A 12,859-nucleotide genomic window follows, 5' to 3' on the forward strand; every position below is an offset into this window, starting at 1 on the left:
TCCTGGCCCGGAGGCCCTACGACGACGGCGGCCGCACCCGCCAGGAATACGTCCTCACCGCCATGGGCGAAGACGCCCTCCCGGTGCTCAACGCCGTCGTGATCTGGGCCGAAAAGCATCTCCCGGCGCCGTCCGGGCAGGCACACATGTTCGTCATCCACAGCGGCTGCGGGGAGAGGACCTCCTCGGCTGACACGTGCACGGCCTGCGGGGAACCGCTGACGGCCGCCAACACGAGCTGGCACAGCCTCTCCCGCACCGCGGACCCCGTGCCGCTGGCCTCGGCCGGCACCGGGACCCCTGTCCAGAACGGAACCGCCGCATGAATGCCCCCGAAACCACCGTGACCCCGGCGCCGGTCCGCCGCCGCATCCACCCGGCGTGGACCGTCGCCGCTGTGGCTTTCCTCGCGCTGGTCGGCGCGGCCGGGTTCCGGGCGGCCCCGGGTGTGCTGATGGTGCCGCTGCAGAACGAGTTCGGCTGGTCCACCACCGTGCTCTCCGCCGCGGTCAGCATCAACCTCGTGCTTTTCGGGCTCACGGCACCGTTCGCGGCAGCGCTCATGGAACGCTTCGGCATCCGCGCAGTCACGGCCGTGGCCCTGATGCTGATCGGCGCCGGCAGCGCACTGACGGTCCTCGTGACCCAGTCCTGGCAGATCCTGCTGACCTGGGGGCTGCTGATCGGGCTCGGCACCGGGTCCATGGCGCTGGTCTTCGCCGCGACCATCGCCAACACCTGGTTCGCCAAGAGCCGCGGCCTGGTCATCGGCATCCTCACCGCCGGCAGCGCCGCCGGACAGCTCGTGTTCCTGCCCTTCATCGCCGCCCTTGCCCAGGACCCGGGCTGGCGGCAGGCCTCGCTCCTGATCGGTGCCGGCGCGCTGGCCGTGGTGCCGCTCGTGCTGATGTTCCTGAAGAACTCACCGGCCGACGTCGGCGTGCTGCCCTACGGGGCGACGCCGCCGGCCCCCGGCCCGAACGCCGGCACGGAATCCAGCGGACCCGAACCGACAGGACCGGCCGCCGGGCAGGAAGAGCAGGAGCCCCGCCGGAACGCCGCGGTCCGTGCCCTGCAGGTCCTCAAACGGGCCAGCAAAGTGCGTACCTTCTGGGCCCTGGTGGCCGGCTTCGCGATCTGCGGCGCGACCACCAACGGGCTGATCGGCACCCACTTCATCCCCTCCGCCCACGACCACGGAATGCCCGAAACCACCGCGGCGGGCCTGCTCGCCGTCGTCGGCCTCTTCGACATCATCGGCACCATCGCCTCCGGGTGGCTCACGGACCGCTTCAACCCCCGGATCCTGCTCGCCGTGTACTACCAGTTCCGCGGGATCGGGCTGCTGGTCCTGCCGCTGCTGCTCAGCGCCACCGTCCAGCCCAGCATGATCGTGTTCGTGGTCATCTACGGCCTGGACTGGGTCGCCACGGTGCCGCCGACCGCCGCGATCTGCCGCCAGGTGTTCGGTGCCGACGGGAGCGTCGTGTTCGGCTGGGTGTTCGCGGCCCACCAGCTCGGCGCGGCCGCCGCTGCCCTGGCTGCCGGGGCGGTCCGGGACGCCACCGGCCAGTACACCTACGCCTGGTTCGCCGCCGCGGCCATGTGCACCATCGCCGCCGTCATCAGCGCCACCATCCGCAAGGACGCCCGGAAGCCGGAGTCCGTCCCGGTCCCGGCGTAGCTGTTCTGTAGACTGACCCGACAGCGAGGGCGCGTTTGCGCCGCCCTGGACGGAACCGACCAAACGGCCAGCGCCTACATCAGCAGCCCGATGGGGGAGTACATGTCAGTGCCCGTTTCAGACCGCAGCCCGGCGCGGTATTCACCCGTCCCGCACCTGTTCCGGCTCTCCGTCATCCCGGCCATCGCCGCGGTGGCCTACTTCATCTGGATCTCGCTCGGAGTCTGGGGCAAGCACGGCCTGGACTTCAGCGTCTACTGGTACGGCGGCAAAATCCTCAACGACGCCGGCGCGGCACCCTCAGCGCTGTATGCGGGCAACGTGGACTGGGCCGGCGGACCGGCGCTGATGTTTACCTACCCGCCGTTCGCCGCCATCGTCTTCGGCCTCTTGGCCCGGCTGCCCCTGCCGGCGGCGCTGACCCTGTTCAACGCCGCCGGAGCCGGGGTGGCGATCCTGGCCGCGGTCCGAACGGTCCGGTACTGGAACGCGAAAACCTCCTGGCGCGACACCTTCCGGGCACCGGGCAACGGCTGGGCCGCCGCCGTCCTGGTCCTGGCGGTGCTGAACCTGGGTCCCTGGCGCGAGACCCTGGTGTTCGGCCAAATCAACGCCCTGCTGATGGGCCTGATCGCCGTGGACCTGTTGGCCCGCAACCGGCGCTGGGCCCGCGGTTTCCCCGGCAGCGGCTTCCTGGTGGGCGTCGCCGCCGGCATCAAGCTGACGCCCCTGGTGTTCGGGCTCTACTTTCTGGTCCGCAAGGACTGGCGCGGGCTGGGCAACATGGCGGCCGGCTTCACCGCCACCGTGGCGGCCGGCTGGCTGCTCCGGCCCGCCGAATCCCTGCAGTTCTGGCTCCAGATGCTGCCCGACACCTCCCGGATGGGGGGAGCAGGCTATGTGGACAACCTGTCCATTAAGGGCGCCCTGCTGCACTTCGGGGTCCCGGAAGCGCACGTCACCGTGCCGTGGCTGCTGCTGAGCCTGGCGGTTGTGGCCGTGGGCGCCGCAGTGATCAAGGCCGCCAGCGATCAGGGTGCCCGCGTCGTGGCCGTAGCGGCGACCGCGCTCACCATGCTGCTGATCAGCCCGGTCTCGTGGTCCCACCACTGGGTGTGGGTCGCGGCGGTCTTTCCGGCTTTCGCCTGGACCCTGCGGGAAGCTCCGCGCCGGTACGTCGGGATGCGCTGGACCATGGGCGGCGTGCTGGGTCTGTCGATCCTCGTATTCCTGTTCTCGCCCAAGACCATCGGTACGGCCCTCGGCGCCGAAAACCTCGACATTCAGACGCCCGGGGTGTGGATCATGGCCTCCAGCGCCGGCGTCTTCTGCGCCCTGGCCCTGCTGGTGTGCTGGCTCGTGGCCCTGCGGCGGGATCCGCTGGGGCCGGAGCCGGACCTTGCCCCCGAGCCGGTTGCCGAGCGGGACGTCCGGGCCGCCGTCTCCACTCCCTCAGCCTCCTTGTAGGCACCGCACTTAGCGGGTCCCGCACTTAGCAGGCGCCGCGGCGGCCGCCACCGCTAGGCTGTTCGGCATGAGCTCACCCGACGGACGTAAGAGGGCCCTTGTCACCGGGGTCGGCAGGCTCGCCGGAATCGGCGCGGGCATCGCACGCCGCCTCGCCGCGGACGGCTGGGACCTCGTGCTGACGTACTGGCAGGCCTACGACGCCCGGATGCCGTGGGGAGTCCAGCCGGACGACGTCGAACGCCTCACCGCCGAGCTCCAGGCGATCGGCGCCGCCGTTGTGGCGCTGCCGGCGGATTTCCAGGACGCGGACGCCGTGGACCGGCTGATGTCCGCCGCTGCGGCGGAGGCCGGAATCCTGCAGGGCCTGGTGCTCAGCCACGCAGAATCCGTGGACTCCTCCATCCTGGACACGTCCCTGGAGAGCTTCGAGAGGCACTTTGCGGTCAACACCCGGGCCAGCTGGCAGTTGATTGCCGCTTTCGCCCGGCAGGCCGGTCCCGACGGCGGCGCCATCGTGGCCCTGACCAGCGACCATACTGCTTTCAACCTGCCCTATGGGGCATCAAAGGGCGCCCTGGACCGGATCGTCATCGCCGCCGCCCGCGAACTCGGCCCGCTCGGGATAAGCGCCAACGTCCTGAACCCGGGGCCGGTGGATACCGGCTGGATGGATGAGCCGCTCCGTGACGAACTGGCCCGCCGGCACCCCGGCGGCCGGCTGGGCACACCGGCGGACGTGGCCGGCTCCGTCGCGTTCCTGCTCTCGCCCGAGGGCCGCTGGATGTCCGGGCAGCTGGTCAAGGCCGACGGCGGATTCTCCGCCTGAGCCTCTGGGACCCCGGTGACGCTCTGATTCGTGGAGCGTGTTTGGTCTTTGGGCAGTGTCCTGTGGTGGCCGGCCCCGCTCAGCCGGCGGTCAGCAGGGCGAGGGCTGTTGCCAGTTCGGTGGCGGCGCCTTGGAGGAGGCAGGCCGTCTCCCGTGCCCGGCTCTTGCGTCCGGACTGGAGGTCGGCATCGATGAGGTCGGCGATGAGTTCGAGCCGGCACGCACCGGCCTTGGACGCGGACCAGGACAGGCTTTGGGCGGCCAGGCGCGCGCCCTCCCAGTCCCCGACGGCCAGGGCCTGGTGAATCTTTTCGACCCGGTGGGGAAGCATGAGCTGGAAGGTGCTGACGAAGTCGTGGAACTTCCACGACTGGACCGTCCCCGTGCTCTCCTGAAGCCGGTCGCGGTCCAGGACGAGTGCCGCGCTGATGCGGGCCCGGTGCCGGTGGGGTCCAAAGTCGGAAGCGGAACTGTCCTGGCCGTCCCCGCCCGCGCCGGCAGTGGCGTGACGTGCCGGAAAGAAACGAAGTGTCCACGCGGCTGGCTTTGCGTTGAGACTCATGATGTCCCCCTTTACTTGGCAGCCCGTTCCGCCCGTCGGGCACGCAGGGTGCTCAGCTCCTGTGTCTGGGACGGGCGGGACGACGTCGGTTCGACCGGCCAGAGAAGAAGTGCCGTGGGCTATTTGGCTGCCTCTGCTCCGGTGGCGATGGCACCACTGTACGAATGCGCCCCCGGGAGAACACGAGTGTTGGCTACCCGAAAACCCAGCAGTCACCACTTGCATCTGGCCTCATCCGTATCGCGTGAGGAGCGGACACGGAAGCACTGCCGCGAAATACTCCGCGGCTCTCAGCGGAACGCGGGGAGACCCGTGATGTGCTGGCCCAGGATCAGGGTGTGGACCTCGTCGGTGCCCTCGTAGGTCCGGACGGATTCCAGGTTGGCGGCATGCCGCAGCGGGGAATGGTCCAGCGTGATGCCGTTGCCGCCCAGAATCGTGCGCGCCTCCCGGGCAATGCTGAGTGCCTCCCGCACGTTGTTCAGCTTGCCGAGCGAGATCTGCTCCGGACGCAGCCTGCCGGCGTCCTTGAGCCGGCCCAGGTGCAGGGCCAGAAGCGTGCCCTTCTGGATCTCCAGGACCATGTTCACCAGCTTCTCCTGCGTCAGCTGGTACCCGGCCAGCGGCTTGCCGAACTGCAGCCGCTCCTGGGAGTACGCCAGCGCGGCCTCATAGGAATCCCGCGCGGCGCCCATAGCTCCCCACGCGATCCCGTACCGAGCCTCGTTGAGGCAGGAGAAGGGACCCCTCAGCCCGCGCGCCGCGGGCAGCAGCGACTCCTGGCCCAGCCGGACGGCGTCGAACGTGATGTCGCACTGGATGGAGGCGCGCATCGAGAGCTTCTGCCCGATCGGCGTCGCGGTGACGCCCGCGGTGCCGGCGGGGACGAGGAAGCCGCGCACGCCGTCGTCGGTCATGGCCCACACCACAAGCACGCCGGCCACGGAGGCGAGCCCGATCCAGCGTTTCGCGCCGTCCAGGATCCAGCCCGCGTCGTCGCCGGAGCCGTCGCGGCGGGCGAAGGTCTTCATCGAGGCAGGGTCCGAGCCGGCCGTGGGCTCGGTCAGGGCAAATGCGCCGATCAGTTCGCCGGCGGCCATCCGGGGGAGCCACTCCTGCTTTTGGTCCTCGGAGCCCCACTTGTGGATGGCTGTCATGGCGAGGGAGCCCTGCACGGAGACGAAAGTGCGGACGCCCGAATCACCGGCCTCGAGTTCCATCGCCGCCAGGCCATATTCGACGGCGGAGCGTCCGGGGCAGCCGTAGCCCTCCAGGTGCATGCCGAGCACGCCGAGCTCGCCAAGTTCCGGGGCGAGCTCGAGCGGGAACACGGCGTCCTCGTACCAGCCGGCGATGCCCGGCCGGATCCGCTGGTTCGTGAAATCGCGGACCCGCTCGCGCACGGTGCGCTCCTCCGCGCTCAGCAGGGAATCGATGGCCAGGACATCGGAGACGTCGGAAAGGTTGGCCTCATTGTTCATGCCAGCTTCGTTGCTCATGCCAGCATCCTACGGCCGCACCTGCAGGGGCGCGCCGGCGGCGGGGTGGTGCTGCAGGAAGTAGCCCCGCGTGGACGGCGCGAAACGGCAGACGGCGGCCAGCGCCACGCCCAGCCCCAGGAGCAGCACGCCGCTGATGAAGGCCCCGCCGACGCCGAAGATCTGCGTATCACCGTAGTCCGGATCCCACATCTGCACCGCCGAGACGAAGAATGCCGCAGTCAGCATAAGGGCGCCGAGCAGGGGCATGACGCCGCGGAACCAGAAGTTCCGCGCCGAGCCGCGCAGGGTCGCGCGGAAGTACCAGCCGCACGCAAAGCCGGTCAGGGCGTAGTAAAACGCGATGAACAAGCTGATCGACGTGATGGAATCGGCGAGCAGGTTCTCGCTCAGGAGACTCATCAGGACGTAATAGGCGACGGCCGCGGCACCCATGACCTGGGTGGAATACCCTGGCGTCTGGTTGCGCGGGTGGACCTCGCCGAACCTGCGCGGCAGGGCTCCGTGCACGCCCATGGACAAGGTGCCGCGGGCCGTGGGAAGGATGGTGGTCTGGGTCGAGGACAGCACCGACGCCAGGACGGCGACGACGATCAGCCAGCCCCAGGGGCCCAGCACCACGTCCTTCATGGCCAGGAAGACATCGTTCTGGTTGGCCTCGTTGCCCAGCCCAATCCCTTCCGTGCCCACCGTGGCATACATCATCACCAGCAGGGCCACAGAGACGTAGATCGCCACGAGGACAAGCGCGGAAATGACGGCGCCTCGGCCGGGCGTGGTGGCAGGGTTTTCGGTCTCCTCGTTCACCGCGAGGCAGGTGTCCCAGCCCCAGTAGATGAACAGGGCCAGCAGGGCTCCGTGCACCACCGCGCCGGGATCGGCGAACGCACCGGCGGGGCTGAACCACTCAAGGGCGAAGGCTTGGCCAGTGGCCGCGCCGGGCACCGCGCCCGCGATCCGGAAGATGATTGCCATCGCGAAGATGCCCAGCGAGAGGTACTGCACGTAGGTCAGGACCCGCTGGACATGTTCCCCGAGGCGGATGCCGCGGTAGTTCACGAAGGTCATGAACACGATGAACAGCACACCGGTGGCGGTGACCACGAGGCTGTTCCCGGCCAGCGAACCGTCGCCGATCAGCAGCCACAGGTACTGCCCGGCGACCTGGGCGAGGTTGGCCAGGACCACGACGCCGGCCAGGGCCACGCCCCACCCGCCCAGCCAGCCGGCCCAGGGACCGAACGCCCGGCGGGCCCAGATGAAGGTGGTCCCGCAGTCCGGCATGGCGCTGTTGAGCTCACGGAAAGCGAAGGCGATGAAGAGCACGGGCACGAAGCCCAGCAGCAGGATCAACGGGGTGTAGTTGCCGTTCACCGCCACGATCAGTCCCAGGGTCGCCGCAAGCGAATAGACCGGCGCGGTGGAGGCCAGCCCCAACATGACGGAGTCTCCGAGATCCAGGATCCCGGCGCGCAGTCCCTTGGCCGGAACTGCCGCGGGACCCCCGGGGCCGCCGGCCGTCGTCGTCGTCGTGGTTCCGGTGCTCATAGGGCAATACCTGCCTTGCTGGAGTGGGCCTGGTTCGAGGCCGGGGCGGGCGCGTCAATCGTGTTGGGCACGAAGCGGCAGAAGTAGTCGGTGATGGGCCCGTCCGACTCGCGGATGCCGCAGCCGACCGATTCGCCGTCGACCACCCAGAGGCCGAGCACGGGGCGGTTGCCGTCGAAATCGGGAAGGGCATGGAACTGCTGGTAACACCAGCCTTCCCGGCCATAGTCGCCGGGCTGTTCGAGGTCGATGCCGGCGGCGTGGATCCTGATGTTGTCCCCTTCCCGGCCGTGCAGCGGCTTGGCCACCCACTCCTTGAGCGGCCCGGGACCGTCAAGATAGGCCGGAAGCAGGTTGGGGTGGTCCGGGTAGAGGTGCCAGAGCGCCGCGAGCAGGGCCTTGTTGGACAGGAGCATCTTCCAGGCCGGCTCCACCCAGCGCGGGTTGTGGGCGCGCTGCAGCAGCCGCTGCCCGAACGGCTCCTTCATCATCAGTTCCCAGGGGTAGAGCTTGAACATGGTGCTGATCATGAAGTTGTCGAGGTCCACGAAGCGGTTGAGGTCCGGATCCCAGCCGATGTCGGACATGTTGATGCCGATGGTGGTCCAGCCGGCCTGGCTCGCGACGTCCCGCATGTAGGCCGCCGTCATCCAGTCCTCGCCGGATTCTTCCGCCTCGGAGTGGGCGACGTGGAGGGTGCTCATGCCGGTGCGGTACTGCAGCCTCTTCCACTGTCGGATGAGCGCTTCATGGATGCCGTTCCACTGGTCCTTTTCGGGAAGGACGTCCTGCAGCCAGAACCACTGGGCGACGGCGGCCTCAATGAGTCCGGTAGGGGTGTCCGCGTTGTACTCCAGCATCTTGGCCGGGCCGCCCCGGCCGTCGTAGACGAAGTCGAAGCGGCCGTAGACGTCCACATCGCCGGCCTGCAGCGATGCAGCCGCCAGTTCCATGGCCTGCGGCCCGATCCCGATGTTGCCCATGGCCCCGGTGGCGAGGAACTTCGCGGCCTCGAGGCACATGCGGTGCATGTCCTCGGCGGCCTTTTCGAGGGTCTCCACTTCGTCCATGGTGAATTCGTAGTAGGCGCCTTCGTGCCAGTACTCGACGTTCGTGCCGTCGGGCAGGGCCGTGGTGGAGAATACGAGGCCTTGTGCTTCAATCCGCTGTTTCCAGTCCGGCCGCGGCGCGGATCCCAGTCGTTTCATCCCTAGCCCCCCGTGCTTCCGCCCTTGGCGCTGCCGCCGAAGCCGCCCCTGCTGACCGTGCCGCCCTTGGCGCTGTACCCCGTGGACGCCTTGGCCCCGGTGGGAACGGTCCTGCTGTAGCTGGGGTAGCCCGACCGGTTCTGGCCCAACCCGGGCACGCTGGCGCCGCGGGAGTAGAAGTACCAGGCGTAGATGCCGGAGCTGCGGCCGTCCGTGCTGCTGTTGTTGCACTGGGCATCGTCGACCCGCTCGCCGGTGTCGTCGTTGAAGCACACCTGGGCGTAGTCGGCCTCGTCCTCGTTGCTGGCCACCATGGCGGTGATCGTGCCGGCCAGGAGCGCCGTGACGCCCAGCCCGACGACGACGGTACGGCGCTGCGAACGCTTCTTCCGCGCCGCCGCGGCCGCCAGGCCGCGCTCGCGTTCCAGGGCGAAGGGGTCAACCACGGCGGGGGCAGTGGCGTCAGCCGGAAGTCCCGGCGGCGCGGGCTGGCCGGACTGGTTCTGCAGCTCGGGCCGGAGCTCCGGCTGTGGAATCTGCCACGGAGGCTGCTTCCGGTCCTGCCGTGGACTGTCCGGGTGCTCGTCGTTTCGGCCCAAATGTGTCCCCTCACGTCTGGCCGCAGGGTATCCCGCGGAAGGCTTGCGTGCTTTTCCCGACGCCAGCCTAACCGGCCTCCGGATCCCGGGCGATGGAAAAGGCGCGCCGTGTCTGCGGCGGGCGCGTGGGAAGCGTGCCGGCGCTGAGTCCGGGGCCGCGGGCACGCCGCAGGCCTACACTGGTGCCATGGAAACCGCATCCGTGCTTGCTGTCTGCAGGGTTCACCAGCTGCTCGATGATCCCGGCAGCGTCGGGGTCACCGCGATCGACAAGCGCCCCGTGGACGGACCGGTGAAAGTCCACAAACTTGGCCTGCGCGGCGATATCCAGGCGAGCAGGATCCACCACGGCGGCGAGGACCAGGCACTCTACGCGTACTCGCAGGACGACGCCGACTACTGGGCCGGCGAACTCGGCCGGGACATGCCAGCGGGCATCTTCGGCGAAAACCTGCGGATCACGGGCCTCAACGCCTCCAACGCCGTGATCGGCGAACGGTGGAAGGTCGGACTGGACGTCGAGGTGGAAGTCACCTCCCCGCGCATCCCCTGCGCCACCTTCCAGCGGCGGATGGGCGAGCCGCACTGGGTCCAGCGGTTCACCGAGGCCGGCAGGGTGGGCACCTACCTCCGCGTGGTCCGGACCGGCAGCATCGAGGCCGGAGACCACATCCACCGGCTCTTTGTCCCTGCCCACGGCGTGACAATCGCCAAGTGGTTCACCGATCCCACCCTGGAGGACATGGAGGCCCTGCGCGACGCCGACGCCGACGGCCAGATCCGCCTGCAGCCCGAGTACCACCAGAGGTTCGAACAGCTGCAGCGCCGTCCCGGGGTCTAGGCGTGGGGAGCCGGTGTGCGCAAGCTCACCAGCCCCCGTCGGCCTCTCAATTACCACTGTTCCGCTCCATGCCCTACACTTGAAATATCCCCCACTCCGGAAATCCCTTATTCCTGCCCAATTCTTGAGGCAGGACTGGCAAGTGTTGGGGCCCGCAAATGTGATGCGGGCATTTTCATAGGGAGAGCCGGCAAAAGAAAACGCTGTACAGACTGCTGGGATAGCAGCCAAGAGATGCAGCGGGAAGTCCTGCCACGGGATTGCGAAAGCGCCGGACTTCTATGTGACCCGCCGGTCAACCGTACGCCCGGCAATTCGTGTCACGCGTACTGCGGCTCCGCTCACCTCGGGTTGTGCCGCTTGGCCCCTATGGATGAGGAAATTTCACCTATGCCCGAAAATCAGAACAACTCCGTCGACACCGAACTCGCCACCGAGAACACCCAGGCCGACGTCGAGACTTCTGAAACGGCTGCCCCCGCAGCCGGCTCCGCCCCGGAATTCACCGAGGCTCCTGCGAACGTTGTAGCACCGGCGGCCGAAGCTGCCCCGCAGGCTGACACCAAGACCGAGGCCACTTCCGCCCCGGCCAAGGACGAGGACGCCGAGGAAGAAGGCGTCAAGTTCGTAGACCTCGGCATCGATGGCCGTGTCCTGGCCGCCCTGCAGGACGTCGGCTACGAGAAGCCGTCCCCGATCCAGGCAGCAACCATCCCGCTGCTGCTCGAAGGCCGCGACGTCGTGGGCCTGGCCCAGACGGGTACCGGTAAGACTGCAGCATTCGCAGTACCGGCACTGTCCCGCCTGGCCGAGCTCCACGACCTCAACGGCCCGTCCCGCAAGACCCAGGCCCTGGTGCTGGCTCCCACCCGTGAGCTCGCGCTCCAGGTTGCCGAGGCCTTCACCTCCTACGCCAAGCACATCGACGACTTCACCGTCCTGCCGGTGTACGGCGGCTCCGCCTACGGCCCCCAGCTCGCCGGCCTGCGCCGCGGTGCCCAGGTTGTTGTCGGTACCCCCGGCCGCGTCATCGACCACATCGCCAAGGGTTCCCTGGACCTGTCCGAACTCCAGTACCTCGTGCTGGATGAGGCCGACGAGATGCTCCGCATGGGCTTCGCCGAAGACGTTGAGCAGATCTTCCAGCAGACCCCCGCGGGCCGCCAGGTTGCGCTGTTCTCCGCCACGATGCCGAGCCAGATCCGCCGGCTCTCCAAGCAGTACCTGAACAACCCGGCCGAGGTGCAGGTCAAGTCCAAGACCACCACGGGCGCCAACACCCGCCAGCGCTACCTGCAGGTCATGGGCCCGCACAAGCTCGATGCGCTGACCCGCATCCTCGAGGTCGAAGAGTTCGAGGGCGTCATCGCCTTCGTCCGCACCAAGATGGCCACCGAGGACCTCGCCGACAAGCTGCGCTCGCGCGGCTTCCAGGCTGCCGCCATCAACGGCGACATCCCGCAGCAGCAGCGTGAGCGCACGGTCGAGGCCCTGCGCGACGGCAAGATCGACATCCTGGTCGCCACCGACGTCGCCGCCCGCGGCCTGGACGTCGAGCGTGTCAGCCACGTGGTCAACTACGACATCCCGCACGACACCGAGTCCTACGTCCACCGCATCGGCCGCACCGGCCGCGCAGGCCGTTCCGGCGACGCGATCCTGTTCATGACCCCGCGCGAGAAGTACCTGCTGCGTTCCATCGAGAAGGCAACCCGCCAGCCGGTGGAGCAGATGCACCTGCCCACGGCCGAGACCGTCAACACGCTGCGCCTGGGCAAGTTCGCCGAGCGCATCACGGAGACCCTCGCGTCCGAGGACGTTGCAGCGTTCCGCGACCTGATCTCCTCCTACGAGGAAGAGCACAACGTGCCGGCCTCGGAAATCGCCGCCGCACTGGCCGTCATGGCCCAGGGCGGACAGCCGCTGCTGGTCAAGGAACTGCCGGCGGCGCCCGAGTTCCAGAAGCGCGAACGCTCCAAGGACGGCTTCGGCTCACGCGGCCCGACCCGCACCCTGACCGAGGGCAACGCCACCTACCGGATCGCCGTCGGACGCCGCCAGCGCGTCATGCCGGGTTCCATCGTTGGCGCCATCGCCAACGAAGGCGGCATCTCCTCGGCCCAGATCGGCGGCATCGACATCCGCTCGGACCACTCCCTCGTGGAGCTTCCGGCGGACCTGAGCGCCGATCAGCTCAAGGCGCTGTCCCGCACCCGGATCGGCGGCGAGCTGATCCACCTGGAGCTCGACAACGGCCGTAAGCCGGCCGGGGACCGCGGTTCCTACCAGGGCAACCGTGTCGGCGACCGCGGCGGAGACCGTGGCGGCTACTCCGGCGGCAGCGGCAACTTCAAGGGCAACGGCGGCTTCAAGCGCGAATTCCGCAAGGGCGACGGCGAGCGGTCCTCCGCTGACCGTGGCGGCCGCTCGTTCAGCGAGCGTTCCGAGCAGCGCACCTTCGGCGCGGACACCCGCAAGCCCCGCACCGAAGGCGGCTTCAAGCCCCGCAACAAGTGGTAACCACTAGCACCCTCTGAGAACGGGCCGGCTCCCTGAGCCGGTCCGTTCTTGTTTAAGCATTCCGGCCCCGTGTTCGCTTCGTCACAGCGGCGGCCGCCGATT

At 68.7% G+C, this 12,859-nt stretch carries 11 protein-coding genes; 6 read left to right on the forward strand and 5 right to left on the reverse strand.

Annotated features, from left to right (window positions below):
- The 4 genes from Y706_RS25495 to Y706_RS0113495 all read left to right on the forward strand — a co-directional run.
- The coding region (locus tag Y706_RS25495; protein WP_043436161.1) for a winged helix-turn-helix transcriptional regulator at positions 1-326 on the forward strand (326 nt) is incomplete at its 5' end.
- A complete protein-coding gene (locus tag Y706_RS0113485) occupies positions 323-1,684 on the forward strand; it encodes an MFS transporter (protein ID WP_028276986.1) in 1,362 nt (453 codons plus the stop codon). The genes Y706_RS25495 and Y706_RS0113485, both read left to right, overlap by 4 nt.
- 108 nt (positions 1,685-1,792) lie before the next feature.
- The gene (locus tag Y706_RS25500; protein ID WP_253906793.1) at positions 1,793-3,151 is read left to right on the forward strand and encodes a glycosyltransferase 87 family protein; all 1,359 of its coding nucleotides are present in this window, start codon (positions 1,793-1,795) and stop codon (positions 3,149-3,151) included.
- A 67-nt stretch (positions 3,152-3,218) separates the two neighbouring features.
- Positions 3,219-3,980 carry an SDR family oxidoreductase gene (locus Y706_RS0113495; protein ID WP_028276987.1) on the forward strand — a complete coding sequence of 254 codons (762 nt, stop codon included), beginning with the start codon at positions 3,219-3,221 and terminating at the stop codon, positions 3,978-3,980.
- Positions 3,981-4,059: 79 nt separating this feature from the next.
- Here the strand turns inward: Y706_RS0113495 and Y706_RS0113500 are convergent, their stop codons facing one another.
- The 5 genes from Y706_RS0113500 to Y706_RS0113520 all read right to left on the reverse strand — a co-directional run bounded on the left by Y706_RS0113500 (position 4,060) and on the right by Y706_RS0113520 (position 9,396).
- Entirely contained in the window at positions 4,060-4,542 is a 483-nt protein-coding gene (locus Y706_RS0113500) for a hypothetical protein (protein WP_028276988.1), read from the reverse strand.
- A gap of 290 nt (positions 4,543-4,832) precedes the next feature.
- Positions 4,833-6,041 (reverse strand): acyl-CoA dehydrogenase family protein, encoded by a 1,209-nt coding sequence (locus tag Y706_RS0113505; RefSeq protein WP_156945148.1) that lies wholly within the window; start codon positions 6,039-6,041, stop codon positions 4,833-4,835.
- A 9-nt stretch (positions 6,042-6,050) separates the two neighbouring features.
- A complete protein-coding gene (locus tag Y706_RS0113510; protein ID WP_028276990.1) occupies positions 6,051-7,589 on the reverse strand; it encodes an APC family permease in 1,539 nt (512 codons plus the stop codon).
- Complete coding sequence (locus Y706_RS0113515) at positions 7,586-8,797, reverse strand: glutathionylspermidine synthase family protein (RefSeq protein ID WP_028276991.1); 1,212 nt, start codon at positions 8,795-8,797, stop codon at positions 7,586-7,588. Before Y706_RS0113515 ends, Y706_RS0113510 begins: the two co-directional genes overlap by 4 nt.
- A gap of 2 nt (positions 8,798-8,799) precedes the next feature.
- Entirely contained in the window at positions 8,800-9,396 is a 597-nt protein-coding gene (locus Y706_RS0113520) for a hypothetical protein (protein ID WP_028276992.1), read from the reverse strand.
- A 187-nt stretch (positions 9,397-9,583) separates the two neighbouring features.
- Between Y706_RS0113520 and Y706_RS0113530 the strand changes: the two genes are divergently transcribed.
- Together Y706_RS0113530 and Y706_RS0113535 are read left to right on the forward strand one after the other, a co-directional pair.
- Positions 9,584-10,237, forward strand: a complete 654-nt coding sequence (locus Y706_RS0113530) for an MOSC domain-containing protein (RefSeq protein WP_028276993.1) — start codon at positions 9,584-9,586, stop codon at positions 10,235-10,237.
- A 390-nt stretch (positions 10,238-10,627) separates the two neighbouring features.
- A complete protein-coding gene (locus Y706_RS0113535; protein ID WP_028276994.1) occupies positions 10,628-12,757 on the forward strand; it encodes a DEAD/DEAH box helicase in 2,130 nt (709 codons plus the stop codon).
- The last annotated feature ends 102 nt before the right edge of the window (positions 12,758-12,859 follow it).

It is taken from the genome of Arthrobacter sp. I3, from assembly GCF_000520575.1.
Taxonomy (GTDB): Bacteria; Actinomycetota; Actinomycetes; order Actinomycetales; family Micrococcaceae; genus Arthrobacter; species Arthrobacter humicola_A.

What these genes read in the sequence shown, in the direction of transcription:
- Y706_RS0113510 (WP_028276990.1), bottom strand. Translation starts at nt 7,589, where the DNA reads ATGAGCACCGGAACCACGACGACGACGACGGCCGGCGGCCCCGGGGGT.
- Y706_RS0113505 (WP_156945148.1), bottom strand. Translation starts at nt 6,041, where the DNA reads ATGAGCAACGAAGCTGGCATGAACAATGAGGCCAACCTTTCCGACGTC.
- Y706_RS0113530 (WP_028276993.1), top strand. Translation starts at nt 9,584, where the DNA reads ATGGAAACCGCATCCGTGCTTGCTGTCTGCAGGGTTCACCAGCTGCTC.
- Y706_RS0113495 (WP_028276987.1), top strand. Translation starts at nt 3,219, where the DNA reads ATGAGCTCACCCGACGGACGTAAGAGGGCCCTTGTCACCGGGGTCGGC.
- Y706_RS0113500 (WP_028276988.1), bottom strand. Translation starts at nt 4,542, where the DNA reads ATGAGTCTCAACGCAAAGCCAGCCGCGTGGACACTTCGTTTCTTTCCG.
- Y706_RS0113485 (WP_028276986.1), top strand. Translation starts at nt 323, where the DNA reads ATGAATGCCCCCGAAACCACCGTGACCCCGGCGCCGGTCCGCCGCCGC.
- Y706_RS0113515 (WP_028276991.1), bottom strand. Translation starts at nt 8,797, where the DNA reads ATGAAACGACTGGGATCCGCGCCGCGGCCGGACTGGAAACAGCGGATT.
- Y706_RS0113535 (WP_028276994.1), top strand. Translation starts at nt 10,628, where the DNA reads ATGCCCGAAAATCAGAACAACTCCGTCGACACCGAACTCGCCACCGAG.